This is a genomic window from Moraxella caprae DSM 19149 (assembly GCF_000426885.1).
Classification (GTDB): Bacteria; Pseudomonadota; Gammaproteobacteria; order Pseudomonadales; family Moraxellaceae; genus Moraxella; species Moraxella caprae.
Genome location: NZ_AUGF01000017.1, coordinates 45,562 through 64,037, shown reverse-complemented (window position 1 = coordinate 64,037; position 18,476 = coordinate 45,562). Strand labels below are relative to the sequence as shown.

Genomic DNA, 18,476 nt, shown 5'->3' with positions numbered 1-18,476 from the left:
TCAAAATACAACTTACCCAACTAGGCATTACTTTCAACAAAATTGCTTGTGATGATTGGGATAGCTTTTTAACTGCCTTTAAGCACTCTTTAAAACAAGTTGGTAAACGCTTTACTGTGGGTATTGAAGGCAATAACACCAGACTGAGAACCTTCGTCAGGCGAGCATTTAGGAGAACTTGCTGTTTTTCTAAAAAGCTAGAAAACCATTTCAAAGCATTTGAGTTGGTGTTTCATTATATTAACTATGGTTGGGTTTAGCATACTTTTTAGACCAGAGCCTTAAATTTTTATGATAATAGGGAATCATCATGACCATCAGCAATTATCACATTTATCCAACCGCCATTTTGCTTGCTGTGCTGTTTTTTGGCATGGCGATTTGGCAAGGTAACAGTTTATGGGGAGCGTTGGCGGGGGTAAGTTTGGTGTTTGGCAGTCGTAAACTAGACTGATTGGGCAAATCTTATGATGACTCGTCTTAGCTTCTAGCGGTTTGGTTTTCAACCGTATTGGATTGTTGTGATTTTTAAATTACAACAAATTTTATCAATCATCATTTAGAATTCATCAAGTTTTTTCAATTTAAAAAATCAAATCAAAACATCAAATTATTATAATTTACCAAATAATCAATCCTGCCTATAATAGCTCCATAGATTGACAAACCAAGCAGTAGCAAAGTTCAAGCCAGTCATCTAAGTTGGCAATGAGTGTCATTTGTATTGTTTACATACGCTAACCGACAAGCACACCCTGCTTTGCTATACTTGTTTTGTCATACCTTTAATCAAAATACACCATAACCTAGGATTTATCATGACTGATACCCCAAAATGCCCCTACTCAGGCACACCCCTTACCATGAGCAACGGAGCTCCTGTTATTGATAACCAAAACTCGTTGACCGCAGGTGCCAGAGGTCCCTTACTTGCCCAAGATTTGTGGCTAAACGAAAAACTTGCCGACTTTGCCCGTGAAGTCATTCCAGAACGCCGTATGCACGCCAAAGGTTCAGGGGCGTTCGGGACGTTCACCGTAACGCACGACATCACCAAATATACCCGTGCCAAGATTTTTAGTGAAGTTGGTAAAAAAACCGAAATGTTCGCCCGTTTTACCACCGTAGCAGGCGAGCGTGGTGCGGCGGATGCTGAGCGTGATATTCGTGGTTTTGCCCTTAAATTTTACACCGAAGAAGGCAACTGGGACATGGTCGGCAACAACACGCCTGTCTTCTTTTTAAGAGACCCAAGAAAATTCCCTGACCTAAACAAAGCGGTCAAAAGAGACCCCAAAACCAATATGCGTAGTGCCACCAACAACTGGGATTTTTGGACACTACTGCCAGAGGCATTCCACCAAGTAACGATTGTGATGAGCGATCGTGGCATTCCTAAGTCTTATCGCCATATGCACGGCTTTGGCTCGCATACATACAGCTTTATCAATGCCGATAATGAGCGTTTTTGGGTCAAATTCCATTTCCGCACTCAGCAAGGCATCAAAAACCTAACCAACGAAGAAGCCGAAAAAATCATTGGTCAAGACCGTGAAAGCCACCAAAAAGACTTGTTTGAAGCTATTGAACATGGCGACTTCCCCAAATGGAAAATGTACGTTCAAATCATGCCAGAAGCAGATGCAGATAAAGTGCCTTATCATCCATTTGACCTAACCAAAGTTTGGCCAAAAGGCGACTATCCTTTGATTGAAGTGGGCGAATTTGAACTTAATAAAAACCCAGAAAACTTCTTCTTAGATGTTGAACAATCCGCCTTTGCCCCAAGCAACTTGGTTCCTGGTATCAGCGTATCGCCTGACCGTATGCTACAAGCTCGTCTATTTAACTATGCCGATGCACAGCGTTATCGCTTGGGTGTAAACCGCAACCAAATCCCTGTCAATGCCCCACGTTGCCCTGTGTACTCAAACCACAGAGACGGTCAAGGGCGAGTGGGCGACAACTATGGCGGACGTCCGCACTATGAGCCAAACAGCTTTAATCAATGGCAAGAACAGCCCCAGTACGCCGAGCCACCCCTAAAAATTAGTGGCGATGCCAAGCAGTGGGATTTTCGTGAAGATGACAGTGATTATTTTAGCCAGCCAAGAGCCCTGTTTAATCTCATGACTGATGAGCAAAAACAAGCCCTATTTGACAACACCGCAGGGGCAATGGGTGATGCGTTAGATTTCATCAAATACCGCCATATCCGTAACTGCCACGCCTGCCACCCTGATTATGGCATGGGTGTTGCCAAGGCGTTGGGCATGACGGTAGAAGATGCCATTAAGGCGTATGACACCGACCCTGCCAAGCATTTGGCGAGTTGTTTAAATCCTAAGGATTTTATGTAAAAGCATTTTGTATAATTTTTTAAATACAATAAAAACCACTCTTAATGAGTGGTTTTTATTGCAAAAAATTTTTTGGTGTAGTAAAATTTACCTTGAAAGTAGGTAGCAAGTCAGTTAAGTTTGCCAATTAAACTGCCCATCTTGGGTTTGCGTACTGAATATGTCAGTACGGATAGCTTTTATAAAGCACTTGGACAGAAATGTCAACTGCTTTATGATGTTAATTGCTGTGAATGCATTGAAACTTAGCATATTTATATCCTTTGATTTGATGATACATAGTATTATTATTCTACAATTGGGGTGCTTCTTCTGATAGAAGCGTAAGGTGTACTTACTGGCTGTTATGCGTACTCCGCCTACTTTCATTTTTTATTCTGCAACAATTATGAAATCAAAAAAAGTCAAAGACCCCTCTTGGTTTAAACTAAAAAGATACCCTCATATCGGATTGCCAATCACTTCTAAAAGCAAAAATCAAGTAATTCGCTATATTACCAATCCTGAAAAAATAGCCAAACATGCGTTTTGTCCTTTCATTCATACACAAATAATCACGCCTAAATTTCGCAAACAGTATGACCAAGACGGCAATATATTACACAATGGTAAGCGTGTACGCCTAAAACCCAAGGTGCGTGATATTTATTATGCCAATCATTGGGATTGCTAATATTTTTGCTTATTATGCTTATCTTTTGCAGATTCATTACGAAAAACAGTTAAATCAAAATAATCTTGGCGATGTGGTAACTGCTTATAGAAAAATAACTACAGTAGATGGTTCGGGTAAATGTAATATAGATTTTGCCAAAGAAGTTTTTGATGTTATAAAACACCGTGCACAACAAGAAGAACTGACAGTCATCACAGTAGATATAGAGGGATTTTTTGATAATCTTGACCACGCCTTATTAAAAAATGCCTGGAAAAGCGTGCTAGAATTAAAAGAAAACGACACTCTACCCAAAGACCATTATAATGTCTATAAGGCAATTACTCAGTTTTCATACATAGATTATGAAAAAATATTTGAATTATTTAAAGAGAAAATTATTCTAAATCATGAAGGAAAATACAAACAAAAATCAATTAAAACAATTACGCATCTATATTCGCAAGAGGCGGTAGCTTTTTGTCAATTAAGGGAGCTTAAATATATCCGAAGTAAAGGCATTATTTATAGCCAAAAACGTAATAACACAGAAAAAAATTTATATAAAGGCATTTGCCAAGGCTCTGCTATTAGTGCAACTTTGGCAAATATTTATATGATTAATTTTGATACCTATATTCATCAAGAAGTACAGAAAATTGGCGGAATATATAAGAGATATTCCGATGATATTGTGATTGTTTGTAATAGCTCTCTTAAAAATGAGATATTGGTATTATTAGAAGATTCAATATCTAAAATTACCAAGTTAAACATTAAACAAGAAAAAACCCAAATATTTTATTTTTTTAAAGAAAATAATAGCGTTAAGTGCCTGCAAGAGTTTGGTGGTCAAATTAACAAAAATAGTTCAAACAGAAGATTTGAATACTTAGGATTTAGTTTTGATGGTACAAATATCTATCTCAAAAATCAAGCTTTAGCACAGTATTATATGAAAATGAGTCAAGGCGTTAAACGCTGTAAATATTACTCAAAAAGAATTCAAAATAATACGAAAGGCAAGTTGTTTATCAATCGATTACATTATAGATATTCATATATCGGTGCTAAAAAATCAAAAAGATATATTAGACGATTAAATAAGAAAGATAAATGGGTTTTTCAGCGTCAGGTTTGGGGTAATTTTTTGGGTTATGCTTACAATTCGGCAAAAATTATGCAATCAGATAAAATTCGCCATCAAGTTAGAAGGCACTGGAAAATACTCAATACTAAAATTAAGAAATAGGCTTATGAAGTTTATTTTAAAAAAATTTTAAATAATTATTCTTTATATCAATATAATAGAAAATTTTTTTGTATATATTTTTAACAGGAGTTTTTATAAAAAAATATCTATGTATCATCCTAATGCTTGCTACACCTGCTTTTACTAGTAATTGGGTTTAAACGGACGAAACCAACAACTTTAAAGAGTATTTAGACAAAGACAGCGTGCGTGCCAAGTCTTTTACAGGCGGTGGGTAATAGTTAGTGTGTGGATACGAACAGATTTTAAAACTATTCAAAATTTAGATGGTAAAAGCTATTGGCAAACGAAAAATTTTGATTATTATGACTGCGTTGCTCGTAAAAATGACTTTGATAATATCATTCATTATACAAGCAAGGCAACAATGCAGACAGTTATGAAGGTTATGTATCCATTTATCCCTCAAAAGACTGGTACAGAGTGATTCCTTATAGGGCAGGCGAGAGCAAACTTTGGCTATGTCTGCTCACAAGCGGGGCAGTAAATCAAATCCGCTTTGCAAAAAGCGGATTTCTCTATAAATCTATTTAAACAAACTCCCCAAAAAACTCATCAATATGCCCCATAGACATATCGGCAAGCATATATCGCCATTTGGGGTTTTTGTCTTTATCAATGAGTAATGCCCGCACCCCTTCTTTAAAATCGCCATGATTGACACAATGTGTCGCCACGACCGTTTCTAAATCAAATATTTGTTTTAAGGAAAAGTCTTTTTTGGTCGTTTTTAAATCATGATAGATTTTAAAGGTAATGGCTTTTGTGGTGTCCGAGCCATTTTTATAAATGTCTATGGCGGATTTAATAAAATCATCATCGCCTTGATAATTCATTAAAGCATTGTCAATCGCTAATAAATCGCCTTGATTCATGAGATGATTGATTTCATCAAATGACTGTAATAAAACGCTCTCTCCCAATATGGATTTATCATGAAATCTATTTAAACAAGCAGATAATAAATGATGATTGGTGTGATTATCCTTAAAATCAATTTGACAAATACGACTTAGCACGTCATCAAATCTGTCATGACCGATTGCAAAATCCGCCACGCCAAACGCATGAGCGTCCGCCCCTGTAAATCTTGCCCCCGTTAGCCCCAAAAACAGCCCAACCTTACCCGCCAAATGATTTAAAAAGTAGGAAGCCCCTGCGTCAGGAAATAGCCCGATAGAGACTTCGGGCATTGCCATGAGCGTGTCGGACGTAACGACTTTATGGCTTGACCCGACAAACAGTCCCATACCGCCCCCCATGACAATCCCATGCCCCCACGCCATGATAGGTTTGGGGTAGGTGTGCATGGCGTGCATGAGTCCGTACTCGTGCGTGAAAAAGTCGTGGGCACTCGACCCACTCGCTCCGCCATAGAGTGCCTTGATGTCGCCCCCTGCACACAGCCCCTTATCGCCTGTGCCGTGTAGCACCACGACCGCCACGCTGTCATCATCTGCCCATGTATCTAGGTGCGTGCGTGTGGCTTTGACCATGTCTAGGTTTTGGGCGTTTAGAGCTTTGGGGTTGTTGAGTGTGATAACGCCGATGTATTTGCCGTGAGCGGTTGGGGCTAGGCGTGCCAAAATCGTGTCGGTCATAAGAAATTCCTTTTAATGGTTAAAATAAGGATTTAATATAACAAATTTAAACCGTCAAATCAATATTTTTAAATTGAAAAATTACACCAGTTATTTTATAATCTTTTTATCTTTTAAACTCATTTAATCATTGGAAAATATCATGTATTGTTTAATATCCCCTGCCAAAAACCTAGATGAAAAAACCGCCATCCCCTTTAATGTAGATAGTCATTTAAGCGAACCTGTACTTATCAATCACGCCATAGAATTAATGAAAACCCTAAAAAATAAAGACGTGATAGACTTACAAGAGCTTATGGGCGTATCTGCAAAAATCGCTGAATTAAATGTCGTACGTAACCAAAACTGGACTTATCCTTTCGATGACAATAAAAAGCCTGCTATTTATTTGTTTGACGGTGATGTTTATACAGGATTGGACGCTTATTCATTAAACACCCATGAGATTTTATATTTAAATCGACATTTAGGAATTTTATCAGGGTTATATGGCATTTTAAAGCCTTTGGATAATATGCTACCTTATCGGCTAGAAATGGGTACGAAATTAAAAACACCCCACGCCGATGATTTATATGGCTATTGGGGCGATGAGATTACTGATGTGATAAATGATAATATCAAAAATAGCGGTTCTGATGTATTGATAAATCTTGCTTCCAGTGAATACTTTAAAGCGGTCAATACTGCCAAAATCAAGGCGGAGATTATCACGCCCAAATTTTTAGACCAAAAAAACGGGCAATATAAAATCGTGAGTTTCTACGCCAAAAAAGCCCGTGGCATGATGATGAATTTTTGTGCAAAAAATCAAATCACAAACCCCGATGAGCTAAAAAACTTTGACATGGACGGTTATTATTTTGACGAAAAAGCAAGCAGTGATGATGAATGGGTGTTTAAACGAGATGAGCAGATTTAACAGTATTTTTTAATAAATTATTTAATTTAACTTAACAATTATTTATTGTAACAACGCAAAAATTACCGCCATTTTGCCCAAAAAAGTGCTAAAATAGGCAAAATTTTGGTTGTAAATTTAGTTGTTTTATCACGTTAATTTTAGTTGAAAAAGGTAATTCTTATGGCAAAAGCACCCAAAGAAAAAGACGAAAACATTGAAGGCAATAAAGAAAAAGCGTTGCAAATGGCATTGGCTCAGATTGAAAAGGCGTTCGGCAAAAACACCATCATGAATCTGGGTGATGAGTCTATCAAGGTAGATGTCGAGACCATTTCCACAGGCTCGCTTGGGCTTGACATTGCTCTGGGGATTGGCGGTTTGCCAAAGGGGCGCATCATTGAGATTTTCGGGCCTGAAAGCTCGGGCAAAACCACGCTCACCCTACAAACGATTGCCGAATGCCAAAAGCAAGGCGGAAAATGTGCGTTCATTGACGCAGAACACGCCCTAGACCCCATTTATGCCAAAAAATTGGGCGTAAATTTGAACGAACTTATGGTCTCTCAGCCTGACAACGGCGAGCAAGCCCTTGAAATCGTGGACATGCTTGTGCGTTCTGGGGCGGTGGATTTGATTGTGGTGGACTCGGTTGCTGCCTTAACTCCAAAGGCTGAGATTGAAGGCGAAATGGGCGACAGCCACATGGGTCTGCAAGCACGTCTGATGAGCCAAGCCTTGCGTAAAATCACAGGTAACGCCAAACGCTCTAACTGCATGGTGATTTTCATCAACCAAATCCGCATGAAAATCGGCGTAATGTTCGGCTCGCCTGAAACGACAACAGGCGGTAACGCCCTAAAATTCTACGCCTCTGTCCGCCTAGACATTCGCCGTATCGGCTCGGTCAAGGACAAAGAGGAAATCATCGGTTCTGAAACCCGTGTCAAGGTCATCAAAAACAAAATGGCTCCCCCGTTCCGCCAAACCGAATTTGACATCATGTACGGCGAAGGCATTAACCGCTTGGGTGAGATTGTGGACATCGGGGCAAGCCTTGACATCGTGGGTAAATCAGGGGCGTGGTACAGCTATGAAGGCTCAAAAATCGGTCAAGGCAAAGCCAATGCCTGCCAATTTTTGGCGGAAAATCCAGCCATCGCCCAAGAGATTGAAGCCAAAATCCGTGAGCTCAAACTTGCCAATGTCGTGCCAGTCGCCCCCAGCGATGATGACGGTGAAGTGCCTGGATATGTAGAGGGCATGGACGACTAATTTTATGGTCAAACCCATAAAAATACAAACCTTAGATGACATCTTAGCAGACATGGGACAACCTGTGTCTGCTAAAACTTTTAATAAAAAGAATGATAACAGTGATAATACGGATAATCAAAATCCTCAAAAAGCCGATAAAACGGACGGTAAAAACAGCAACAAACAATCCGATGATAATTTTTTATCTGATAAACCAAAAAATTTAACTAACACCGCCAAACACTCCTTTAAAAAATCCAAAAAACCAATTAAAAACACCCAAAATTCCAACTCCCAAACCAATACGCCAACACCCACACGCAAACGCAAATCCCAAACAAGCGACAACAAACCGTCTGCGGTAGATTTATTATTAAAAGACGACAGCCAAACGGTGCTTGATGACAATTCTTTAAAATTATTAAGCCAAGTGGAGATTGAAAAATTACAACTTCCCGACAAAGAAGCTCGCTATTTGCGTTGGCTTGCGTTTTATTATTTATCCAAAAAAGAGCTGTCTCGCCATGAACTAAAAACCAAACTCATCGCCAAAGACTGCGACCCACAGGCGGTGGATGACTTGCTTGATGAATTTGCCGAAAAAGGTTATCAGTCCGACACACGCTGTGCGACCATGCTCGTGCGTGAAGCGGTACGCAAAGGGCGTGGCGTGCGGTATTTGACAGATAGCCTAAAAAAAGCAGGGCTTGATATCAAGGCGTTTGGCAGTATAGATGAACTTATCGCCATGAGTAATGTGGATAGTGTGGCGGACGGCACAATTTTGGACGATGATAACAAGGATGATGAGATAGACTGGCTCAAACTTGCCGTAGAAGCTCGCTGTAAAAAATATGGCGACACAATCCCAAAAGACCCCAAAGAAAAAGCCCGCCAACTGCGATTTTTGCAGTATCGGGGCTTTGAGATGAGTGTGTGTTTTGATGCGTTAAAGATGAATTTGGGGGATTTTAAATAAAGGTGATTTTGAGTAAAGTAGTCAGGCTTGCCTATCACGGTAATCCATCAGCCCTACCCCTACCACTTCTAGAAGCTGTGAATCTTGGTGTGTGGCAACGGTGCGGATGAGTCGTGACGGCGAGTGCGTGAGCGTGTTGGTCAGACGATGAGCGAACTCATCTAGCACCATCATCATGTCATCACCCTGTGCCAGACGGTGTTTGGCATGCGATAACAGTCGGCTTTTATGCTCGTTTGCCATCATGCGATAATCGGCAATATAACGTCTGGCGGACAGCAGTTGCATTTGACTCTCGATACTTAGGGTCAGCTGACTGACCATCAGCTCCGCCTCTACCGCCGCTTGTTTTCGCTCTTCTAGGTTACCTGCGATGACATGCTGTAAGTCATCCACCGAATACAGATAGACATCATCAAATCCGCCCACCGCAGGGTTGATGTCTCGTGGCACTGCCAAATCCACCAGTAGCAACGGACGATGACGACGCACCTTTTGGGCGTGCTTGACCATCTCTGTGCTAATCAGCGTCTCCATGCTACCGCTACAACTGCTCACCACATCGGCACGGCTTAGCACCTGCCCGAGACTATCTAGCCCCACGCACTCAACATGCACCGACCGCCCTGCATTTTGTGCCATTTGTACCAGCTCATCTTTGAGTAGTTCGGCACGCTGTGGACTGCGATTGGCGATGATGATGTTTTTCATGCCAAGGCTTGCCACGTTATGAGCGACAAGACGGTTCATCTCGCCTGCCGCCACCATGAGTAGCGTGGTCTTCTCTGGCTTGTCAAATATCTGCGTGACCAGTTTGGCGGTGGCAAACCCTAACGTCACCGCCTGCTGTCCGACTTTACTGTCACGGCGGACACTGCGTGCTGACGCAAAAATCTGCTGAGTAAGCCAATGAAAATCACTCCCCACCCCACTTACTGCCTGCGACTGCGACACCGCTTGTCTGATTTGTCCCAGAATCTGTGGCTCGCCCAGTATCATCGAATCTAACCCTGATGCCACACGAAGCCAGTGGTTCAACGCACGGTTATTCTCATAAATGTACAAAAAAGGCGAAATGTCATCTAGTGCCACGCCCTTGAACTCGGCAAGCCACAACCGAACTCGCCCTGCCTGCACGCTCACATCATCATCGTCAGCGACCGCTTGCCACTCATCGTCAAACCCCACATAAATCTCGCTGCGGTTGCAAGTAGAGACGATGACCGCCCCCGAGACCGACTCATCAAGACGGCGAATGTCAGTAATCGCCTGTGGCAAATCCGAGCCGAACGACAACCGCTCTCGCAGGGCGACAGGGGCGGTTTTGTGATTGACTCCGATGACGGCTAATTTCATGACAAGCTATATTTGGTAGGTAAAAATAAACGGACAAACGATGAAACGGATTATTATAACAGCATTTGCCAAAAACACACAAAAAATGGGGGTTTTTATGAAACTTTTCAATCAAAACACACACTTTGACAAAATCAATCGTTTTAAATAGATGATTTTCTTATGTTAAAATATACTCATATCTAACGAACTTAATATTTATCAAAGGTTCATCAGCACTATCTCCGCACGTCCTTTATTGCTGTCATGTTTATCGGATGTCCACAGCACACCCCTACACTCTTATATTATTGAGCTTGTGATACAGCTAACAAAATTGAATTTTACTACACAAGCCGTTCGCCCTGAGCCTGCCTGAGGGTCGGTTTCCGTCATAGTTCGACTTAGCTCGCCACGAACAGAAAACCGTGGTACTTTTTCGTTTTGTAGAGTGTAATTTTAAAATTTGTGGCTATACACTTAAGATTTTTAATTTAAAAATAACCATAAAAATTGGCAATCTCTCGCCATTTTATTGCCGTCTTTGGAGTAGATAAATCCCCGCGCCTGCACTCACAATAATCGGTAACAGTGCCATAAAAAACGGCGAAAACCCTGTTGCCAGTGCCACAAACCCCGTCAAATCGGTCAAATAACTAAACAAAAGTCCCGTCAATAACGCCATGACAATACGAAGTCCCAAGCCCTGCGAACGCAGTGAACCAAACACAAACGATGAGGCAACTAACACCAACGACAATACCGCAAAGGGCGAGAGTAATTTTTGCCAAAAGGCGACTTCATGGCGTAACGAGCGTTTGCCTTGATGACTCATGAGCTGTTTATGGGTCAAAAGGTCGGTCAAAGACAAATCCTCCGCCTCTTTGGTCAATAAATGCACATAAGTGGGGGCAAGGGGCAAAGATAAAGTTTTATAATCGTCAAAATGTCGCTGTACGCCCTGCTCGCTGGCATTAAGCTGAGCAACTTCTTGCAAATTCCAATGATACTCCGACCCCACTTGCCCAGAATACACGCCCCCACTTGCCCGAGTCGCCTCTGTCAAATGAGACCCCGCCCCCAAACGATAGCGTTTAGTTTCTCCCAGATTGCCCGCCGAATCTGCATAACTGATATAGACAATCTCCTGACCCTGTGCGGTGTCATTAACCGCCCAATAGCCATTGACCGTAAATAGCTTTTTATTAGGTAAATGATTGGCAATCTGTGAGGCTTTGTCGTTGGTGGTAGGCAAAACAAACTGATTAACCGCCAGCGAAATCATCACAAATAAAAACGCAGGTAACATCGCAAACCCGATGATACGATACACGCTGATTCCACCTGCTCGCATGACCACAAGCTCGCTGTTACCCGCCAGCAGTCCAAGCCCTATCACCGCCCCCAGTAATGCCCCCGTGGGGATAAACTGCACCAAAAAATAAGGCGAACGGTACAAAATAAAGCGTAACGCGTCAAAATATGTATAAGTCTCGGATAGGTTTTCAAGCTCGGACAGATAGGCAAAGATGATTTGCAATAGCCACAAGCCCACCACCGCTCCCATCATGGCAAACAGTGCCGAGCGGATGACATAACGGGGTAAAATCCATGCTTTCATGATGCCCCCTGCTCTGATTGCTGATGACCTTGGCGACTGATGCGATTTCGGCGAAGCTGTGCCATGATACGGTCATGATAATTTAGATACAAGGCAAAAGCGATGAACAACACCAATGCCACAGGATAGATGTACACGCCAATCTTGCCCTTGGCAATGCTCTCTTTTAGGGAAATCAAAATCAGCACGTTCGCCACAAACACAAAAATCGCAGGGATGAGTTTGAGCCATCTGCCTTGACGGGGTCGCACGGTCGCAAGCGGTGTGGCAAGCAGTACAGCGATAATCATCAAAAACGGCAACGACAAACGATAACCGAGCTCGGCACGCACCTGCTGTGGGCTAAACATGCTGTTTTTTAGGGTTATCTCGCCTTGCACCCTACGCACACTCAAAAGCTCGCCTGTGGCAATGCCTTCTATCTTCATCGGGCGTCCTTGACTCTCGCTTTTGCCCGTCAGATGAATGCGATACCGCCCAAAGCCCACTTGGCTGTACTGACGACTGGCGGTATCCACTTCATACCGCCGACCTTCGTGCAAGTCAAGCACCACCGAACCATCATGCGTGGCGGTCGGCACTTGGGTTGCGGATTTGGCTAGGATAATGGTGTCTTTGTCAGATAGTAGCTGGCTTGGGATTTTGCTCGTGTCTAGGTTATCAGCGTGTAACGGGTCGCCCTGCTCTATGGCGGTCTGTGTGGTTGGCGTATTGGCATACTCTGCTTGCTTGCCATCATTCATCTGAATGACGATGACATCTTTTAAAAATTCACGCTCATCGCCCACTTCACCGACATACAGATGATAGTCGCCACTGCTGATGAACTCTTTGGTGCGAATCAAATCAAAAATCTCCACCACCGATTGCTCTTGCCAAATGTTGGTGGCACGCCCCACCCCCCACGGCTTACCGATGAGCGTGATAAAACCCTGCATGACAAACACCACAAGCACAAGCGGTATCAGCCATCTTGATACCGTGCCACGACTTATCCCACCTGCGTTTAGCACTGCCATCTCATGGTCGGCATACAGTCGCCCAAAAACCAGCATAAGCCCGATAAAAAAAGACAAAGGAAAAATCAATTCCAAAAAATAAGGCAAATTATAGCCGATGAGTGTCCACAGCACCCCCACATCCAGCCCCCCTTCGGCAGCCATGCCAAAATAACGTATCAGGCGACCGCCCAAAAGCATGACCACCAAAAACCCCAGTACAAGGGCGGTGGTCGTGGCAACTTGGCGTATCATGTATCGGCGTAAAATCACGGTACTAGACTGATGATAAAAATGCATTATTATAGCAAATTTTCATGGGTTTTGCTAAAAATAACGACAAGTGTTTAAAACATAAACCCCAAAGTTTTCTTGCTTTGGGGTTTAGGCTGACTTCATTTGTATGCATTTTAATCTATCAAAACCATCCTCAGGCACAAACACCTGCCCCACCATCAGACGGCGTGCCGAACGGCTCATAGATACTTTACGAGCGACCCATTTGCCATTTACGCATTCGGATTGTCCGCCCACCGTGAGCGTCCCTGATGGGCGTCCAAAACACACTTCTGTCAATGCTTTACCACCTGCCACCTCATTGACAATCGTCCCCACAATCGTCCCTGCCGTGCCAATCGCCACGCTAGCCGTACCCATCATCGCATGGTGCAACATGGTCGGTAGGCGGTGCAACCCAAGCGATTTTGGGGTGTGCTGACGGCTTTGGGCTTGTTCCACATCGTCAATCAAGCCCATTTTGACCGCTCCAAAGCTACGGATTTTTTCTAATTTGGCTAAAATTTCGCTGTTTGAATTGATGTCCGCTTGCATTTCTGTGCCTTTAAAGCCCAAATCGCTTGCGTGCAGAAATATCGTGGGAATGCCTGCGTTAATCATCGTAACTTCAAACTCGCCCATGCAAGGGACGGACAAAGTGTCCTTTAAATTGCCTGTGGGGAACATCTCGCCCGTGTCGTCCACAGGGTCTATAAATTCAATTTTAATTTCACTGGCTGGAAAAGTTACCCCATCAAGCTCAAAATCGCCTGTTTCCGCCACTTATCCGTCTTTGATAGGCACATAGGCGATGATGGTTTTGCCGATATTTTGCTGATAAATCTTGACCGTACAAATGCCGTTTTCGGGAATTTTATCCTTAGAAATCAAGCCATTAAAAATCGCAAAACTGCCCACTGCCCCTGTCAAATTGCCACAGTTGCCTGACCAATCTATCATCGCCTTGTCAATGGCGACTTGCCCAAACAGATAATTGACATCGTGTATGCCGTCCGTGCAAGGCGAGATAATCACGACTTTGGAGGTGCTTGATGAGCCATTGCCCAGTCCGTCAATCTGCTTGCCGTAGGGGTCTGGACTGCCCACGACACGGAGCAAAAAATTGTCTCGTGCTTGCCCTGCCACTTGGCAAGATGTGGGCAAATCGGAGAGTTTAAAAAATGTGCCTTTTGATGTGCCACCACGCATATAAGTGGCGAGGATTGGGGTTTGCATTTTGATTACCCCTTGTTTAAGATGATAAACTATCACTCTGCATTTTATCGCCACATACTAAACTCATCACTATTTTTGTATGTTGTTGATAATGTAAAACAATATTAATAAGGAAAAATAAATTTTGGTAAACTTTCATCAAATGTTTTTTCAAAATAGAAATCAACATGGGGAATTTCAATTTGGCTTTTGGAAAAACAGCATTCTCCAAAACGCTTATTGTGCTCATGACAAGGACATAAAGCTTCTGAAAGTACCGAATGAAATTTACTTCTTTCCACTTTCATTTTTGTTTTGTGGCAAAACCAGCCATCAAAAGGTGAGTAAAGTCTATCTACCGCGTATTTTACTAGGGAATAGTCATAATCTATCATCGGAATACAGCACTTTTGCATGGGGTTGTCAACAATTGATACCTCTAAAATATCATCCATTTGATTGCAAATATGAAAACACAATTCACCATCATATATTCTACCTTTCCGATGGTTACAAAGGCTTCTTGGTCTTAATTCATGACCGCAAATTGAGCAAGTAAATTTGGATGCAATAAAACCCATGCTGAAAAAAATATTATATGGAAAAAGTGATTGCCATTGTTGAGTATAATGTTTATAGAAATTTACTTGATACTCATCTATAAACTCTTTACTAGAATTATTAATTAAATTTTGCAAACTAATTTCTATAGTCTCCAAAATACACCAAGATTCATAAAAATTACCATTTTTAAGATACTCAAAGTTTTTAATAAAATTAATTTTAATATTATATAAAGTTACCAATCTCCAAAGAAAATTTGAGGTATTTTCCTTGCTCTTTTTTTGACAAGAACTGAGATAGATTTCAAGTTTGTTCTTGTAGCTACTATAAGTTGCAATATCTATACTATTACTTAGTATTAATTGTTTTATCTGATTCATTTGTTTCACTTAATTTATTTACTTCTTTGAAAACTTTGTCTAAATTTTCCGAATTTCCACGATAGTCAATAGATGTGGTAGAGTTATTTTTTTTAACTACTTTAATAGTTAAAGCTATCTCATCCTTAGGTTCAGCGTGCAGTTCATTGTTAATATAATCGCTCACAACATTGGTAAAAATTGGTGCAAGTATACTACTAATCATGAAAACACCCACCCAGTGAGCCTTAGAGTGCAATGAAAGTTCTCTATAACTATCGTCATCGCCTAAAATATTGACGGTATTTTCATCAAATTTAGTGCTTAAATACTGAAAAATCTCTAAAGTTCCATTATAAAACAAATGTCGTTCTTCATCAGCTGGTAAAAGAATGATTTTGTTACCAGTATGAATATTTGGGAAACGCTCTATTAGTGTATTAAAATTTTCATTCACAGCATGAATTTCAAAAATTTCTTTTTTTAGCATCATATTTATCCTATATGAAGGTTAATGGGAAGTAAAGGTCTAGCTTTTATACTACCATACCTTTACCATTTATTCAAAATAAAAGTTCAGATTTTAACTACTAAAAAGTATTATTTTTCATCCAAAAAAACCTCCCCGCAAACTCCCTAAGCACGCCCCCCCGCCTTATAAGTCCTTACATCACTATCGCTATCTAGGCGACATAACACAGGCACGCTTTCCACATCGCCATTTTTGCGTTCAATGATTAAATCTAAAGTACAGCGAGCCGAAATTTCCCCTTGTACCACATAAATTTCCGTACCATCTAATTTAAGCGTATGGCGATTTTGACCGTTTATAAATTGCAGTGGTAACACGCCCATTCCCACAAGGTTGGTGCGGTGAATGCGTTCAAAGCCTTCTGCCACAATCACTTCCATGCCCGCCAAACGCACGCCCTTTACCGCCCAGTCCCTGCTTGACCCCGCTCCATATAAGTCTCAATCGCCTCCCACATTCACACCACTGTCCCATCTGGTTCAATCCTAGCCAGCGAGCCTTGTTTGACTGTGCCGTCAGCGTTTCGCACCATTTCATTAAACAGCTTAGGATTTGCCAAAGTCGCCCGTTGTGCAGTCAAATGGTCGCCTCGGTGCGTGGCATAGCTGTTAAAATCTTCTTCTGGCACGCCCATTTTGGCAAGGCATTCGCTCGCCGCCGAATTTTTGACAATCGCATTGGACGGCGACAAATGGTCGGTGGTAATATTATCAGGCAAAATGGCAAGCGGTCGTAAGTTTTTAAGTTCGTACGATCTTGCCAAAGCCCCTTCCCCCTGTTCATTATCCCAATAGGGCGGACGGCGGATATAAGTGGACTGTTCACGCCAATCATACAGCGGACTGTTTGCCTTTTGCGATTTATCCAAATCAAACATTGGGATATAAATTTCACGAAATTGCTCGGGTCTTACGCATTTTGCCACAATGTCATCAATTTCATCATCGCTTGGATAAATGTCTTTTAGATAAATCGGCTCGCCATTATGATAGCCAAGTGGGTCATTTTCAATGTCAAAACGAATCGTCCCTGCAATCGCATACGCCACGACAAGGGGCGGACTTGCCAAAAACGCCTGTTTTGCTTGTGGGTGAATGCATCCGTCAAAATTGCGATTGCCTGATAGTACGGCTGTGGCGTATAAATCTCGCTCCATGATTTCTTGTTCAATCTTTGGGTCTAAAGCCCCACTCATGCCATTACAAGTCGTACAGGCAAAGCCAACAATACCAAAGCCCAGCTTTTCAAGCTCAGGCAATAACCCTGCTTCATTTAGATAAATCTTAGCGACCTTAGAACCAGAGGCAAAGGACGACATCACCCACGGCTAGCGAGTTAGCCCCAGTGCGTTGGCTTTTTTGCCAAAAGTCCTGCGGCAACGGTATTTCTTGGGTTTGAGGTATTGGTACAGCTTGTAATCGCTGCGATAATGACCGCTCCGTCAGGCATTAAGCCCCCCACTTCATCAAAAGAGCCACGATTTTCTACCACCCCTGCAATGCCCCTCTCTTTTAGTTCGCTTGTGGCAACTTTTGCGTGTGGATTGGACGGGCCTGCGATGTTACGAGTTACGGCAGATAAGTCAAATTCTAACACTCGTGGATAGACCGCCTTCGTCATTTTATCCGCCCACAGCCCAACGGTTTTGGCATAATTTTCCACCAATTTGACTTGCTCGCTCTCTCGCCCTGTCAAGGTGAGATAGTCCAGCGTGTTTTGGTCAATATAAAACAGCCCTGCGGTCGCCCCATATTCAGGGGTCATATTGGCAGTGGTCGCTCTATCGCCCACCGACAGACTGCTCGCCCCTTTCCTCAAAAAATTCCAAATACGCCCCCACCACTCGCTCGGCTCGCAAAAACTCGGTCAAAGCAAGGACAATGTCGGTCGCTGTTATCCCTGCTTGGCGTTTTCCAGTCAAATGTACACCGACAATGTCAGGCGTTCGCATCATAGACGGCTGACCTAGCATGACGCATTCGGCTTCAAGTCCGCCTACGCCCACCGAAATCACGCCCAATGCGTCCGTATGGGTGGGCGTGCTGTCCGTCCCCTGCATTGATGATGGCGACATTTGGGGTAACCTTACTTGCCATAAAGTGCATTGCCCCACTTGACGAATGACGCACCACAAACATATCTGCACTCATCGCTTGCAAATTCCACAAAGTATCTGCAAGGCTTTCGCCCTTACTTGTGCTAGACTTGGCAATGTCAAGGTTTAGCACATTGGCGCCAAGGCGTTTTTGGGCGACTTCAAAAGTCGTGCGTGTGTGTGGAATTTTCAAAAAACAAATTCATCACAGTTGAGCCTGACAATTCGTCCGAATTTTGGATTTGACCGTTTGGCAGTAGGTAGCCGTTTGCCTTGTCAAGGATTCGTTGCAACATAGCTTTGGGCAGCCCCTCCACACTCAAAAAACGCTTTAATTGTCCATCGCTTGTCAGCTGTGGCAAAGACTGTGAGCGGTAAAGCTGTTCATTTAAATCGCTTGTGCTGTGCGTGGTTTTGTGCTGTAAAATTGACATCGTTTCTAGCAAAATAGC

14 protein-coding genes and 3 pseudogenes are annotated in these 18,476 nt (G+C 42.5%); 8 read left to right on the top strand and 9 right to left on the bottom strand.

What is annotated here, in order from left to right; translation table 11 throughout:
- The 5 genes from K941_RS16795 to K941_RS0106470 form a co-directional block, all read left to right on the top strand.
- A partial coding sequence (locus K941_RS16795; RefSeq protein WP_029102981.1) for an IS1 family transposase occupies positions 1–260 on the top strand: 260 nt, incomplete at its 5' end.
- 50 nt (positions 261–310) lie between these two features.
- Positions 311–454, top strand: coding sequence for a hypothetical protein (locus K941_RS17070; RefSeq protein ID WP_156892306.1), 144 nt, complete (start codon positions 311–313; stop codon positions 452–454).
- Positions 455–818: 364 nt separating this feature from the next.
- Positions 819–2,360, top strand: coding sequence for a catalase (locus K941_RS0106485; RefSeq protein WP_036387717.1), 1,542 nt, complete (start codon positions 819–821; stop codon positions 2,358–2,360).
- 388 nt (positions 2,361–2,748) lie between these two features.
- Complete coding sequence (locus tag K941_RS0106475) at positions 2,749–3,033, top strand: hypothetical protein (RefSeq protein WP_029102978.1); 285 nt, start codon at positions 2,749–2,751, stop codon at positions 3,031–3,033.
- A complete protein-coding gene (locus K941_RS0106470) occupies positions 3,011–4,267 on the top strand; it encodes a reverse transcriptase domain-containing protein (RefSeq protein WP_029102977.1) in 1,257 nt (418 codons plus the stop codon). The genes K941_RS0106475 and K941_RS0106470 overlap by 23 nt, the downstream gene beginning before the upstream one ends.
- A gap of 551 nt (positions 4,268–4,818) precedes the next feature.
- On the opposite strand, the gene K941_RS0106465 is transcribed toward K941_RS0106470, so the two are convergent.
- Complete coding sequence (locus tag K941_RS0106465; protein WP_029102976.1) at positions 4,819–5,889, bottom strand: enoyl-CoA hydratase/isomerase family protein; 1,071 nt, start codon at positions 5,887–5,889, stop codon at positions 4,819–4,821.
- Between the two features lie 142 nt (positions 5,890–6,031).
- Here K941_RS0106465 and yaaA point away from each other — a divergent pair, with 142 nt between their 5' ends.
- The 3 genes from yaaA (at position 6,032) to K941_RS0106450 (ending at position 9,029) form a co-directional block, all read left to right on the top strand.
- Positions 6,032–6,814: a peroxide stress protein YaaA gene (yaaA, locus tag K941_RS0106460; protein ID WP_029102975.1), complete on the top strand. Its 783-nt coding sequence runs from the start codon at positions 6,032–6,034 to the stop codon at positions 6,812–6,814.
- A 195-nt stretch (positions 6,815–7,009) separates the two neighbouring features.
- On the top strand, positions 7,010–8,068 hold the full coding sequence (gene recA / locus K941_RS0106455) for a recombinase RecA (RefSeq protein WP_029102974.1): 1,059 nt from the start codon (positions 7,010–7,012) through the stop codon (positions 8,066–8,068).
- A 4-nt stretch (positions 8,069–8,072) separates the two neighbouring features.
- Positions 8,073–9,029, top strand: coding sequence for a regulatory protein RecX (locus tag K941_RS0106450; protein WP_051225927.1), 957 nt, complete (start codon positions 8,073–8,075; stop codon positions 9,027–9,029).
- 21 nt (positions 9,030–9,050) lie between these two features.
- On the opposite strand, the gene hemA is transcribed toward K941_RS0106450, so the two are convergent.
- The 8 genes and pseudogenes from hemA to pyrB form a co-directional block, all read right to left on the bottom strand.
- Positions 9,051–10,385, bottom strand: a complete 1,335-nt coding sequence (gene hemA / locus K941_RS0106445; RefSeq protein ID WP_029102972.1) for a glutamyl-tRNA reductase — start codon at positions 10,383–10,385, stop codon at positions 9,051–9,053.
- A gap of 511 nt (positions 10,386–10,896) precedes the next feature.
- Positions 10,897–11,985, bottom strand: a complete 1,089-nt coding sequence (gene lptG, locus K941_RS0106435; RefSeq protein WP_029102971.1) for an LPS export ABC transporter permease LptG — start codon at positions 11,983–11,985, stop codon at positions 10,897–10,899.
- Positions 11,982–13,283, bottom strand: a complete 1,302-nt coding sequence (locus tag K941_RS14955; RefSeq protein WP_051225926.1) for an LPS export ABC transporter permease LptF — start codon at positions 13,281–13,283, stop codon at positions 11,982–11,984. The genes lptG and K941_RS14955 overlap by 4 nt, the downstream gene beginning before the upstream one ends.
- A gap of 84 nt (positions 13,284–13,367) precedes the next feature.
- A pseudogene (prpF, locus tag K941_RS14950) lies at positions 13,368–14,495 on the bottom strand (2-methylaconitate cis-trans isomerase PrpF).
- Positions 14,496–14,599: 104 nt separating this feature from the next.
- A complete protein-coding gene (locus tag K941_RS0106420) occupies positions 14,600–15,418 on the bottom strand; it encodes a hypothetical protein (RefSeq protein WP_036387715.1) in 819 nt (272 codons plus the stop codon).
- Positions 15,387–15,887 carry a hypothetical protein gene (locus K941_RS0106415; RefSeq protein WP_147287547.1) on the bottom strand — a complete coding sequence of 167 codons (501 nt, stop codon included), beginning with the start codon at positions 15,885–15,887 and terminating at the stop codon, positions 15,387–15,389. Before K941_RS0106415 ends, K941_RS0106420 begins: the two co-directional genes overlap by 32 nt.
- Before the next feature lie 146 nt (positions 15,888–16,033).
- Positions 16,034–18,039: pseudogene (gene acnA, locus K941_RS14945) on the bottom strand (aconitate hydratase AcnA); the annotation flags it as partial.
- Positions 17,960–18,458 (bottom strand): annotated as a pseudogene (gene pyrB / locus K941_RS14940) (aspartate carbamoyltransferase catalytic subunit); the annotation flags it as partial. The pseudogenes acnA and pyrB, both read right to left, overlap by 80 nt.
- Between the last annotated feature and the right edge of the window lie 18 nt (positions 18,459–18,476).

Coding starts and splice junctions, on each gene's coding strand:
- K941_RS0106475 (WP_029102978.1), top strand. CDS start 2,749: ATGAAATCAAAAAAAGTCAAAGACCCCTCTTGGTTTAAACTAAAAAGA.
- yaaA (WP_029102975.1), top strand. CDS start 6,032: ATGTATTGTTTAATATCCCCTGCCAAAAACCTAGATGAAAAAACCGCC.
- hemA (WP_029102972.1), bottom strand. CDS start 10,385: ATGAAATTAGCCGTCATCGGAGTCAATCACAAAACCGCCCCTGTCGCC.
- K941_RS0106485 (WP_036387717.1), top strand. CDS start 819: ATGACTGATACCCCAAAATGCCCCTACTCAGGCACACCCCTTACCATG.
- K941_RS17070 (WP_156892306.1), top strand. CDS start 311: ATGACCATCAGCAATTATCACATTTATCCAACCGCCATTTTGCTTGCT.
- K941_RS0106450 (WP_051225927.1), top strand. CDS start 8,073: ATGGTCAAACCCATAAAAATACAAACCTTAGATGACATCTTAGCAGAC.
- lptG (WP_029102971.1), bottom strand. CDS start 11,985: ATGAAAGCATGGATTTTACCCCGTTATGTCATCCGCTCGGCACTGTTT.
- K941_RS0106415 (WP_147287547.1), bottom strand. CDS start 15,887: ATGCTAAAAAAAGAAATTTTTGAAATTCATGCTGTGAATGAAAATTTT.
- K941_RS0106465 (WP_029102976.1), bottom strand. CDS start 5,889: ATGACCGACACGATTTTGGCACGCCTAGCCCCAACCGCTCACGGCAAA.
- K941_RS0106470 (WP_029102977.1), top strand. CDS start 3,011: ATGCCAATCATTGGGATTGCTAATATTTTTGCTTATTATGCTTATCTT.
- K941_RS0106420 (WP_036387715.1), bottom strand. CDS start 15,418: ATGAATCAGATAAAACAATTAATACTAAGTAATAGTATAGATATTGCA.
- K941_RS14955 (WP_051225926.1), bottom strand. CDS start 13,283: ATGCATTTTTATCATCAGTCTAGTACCGTGATTTTACGCCGATACATG.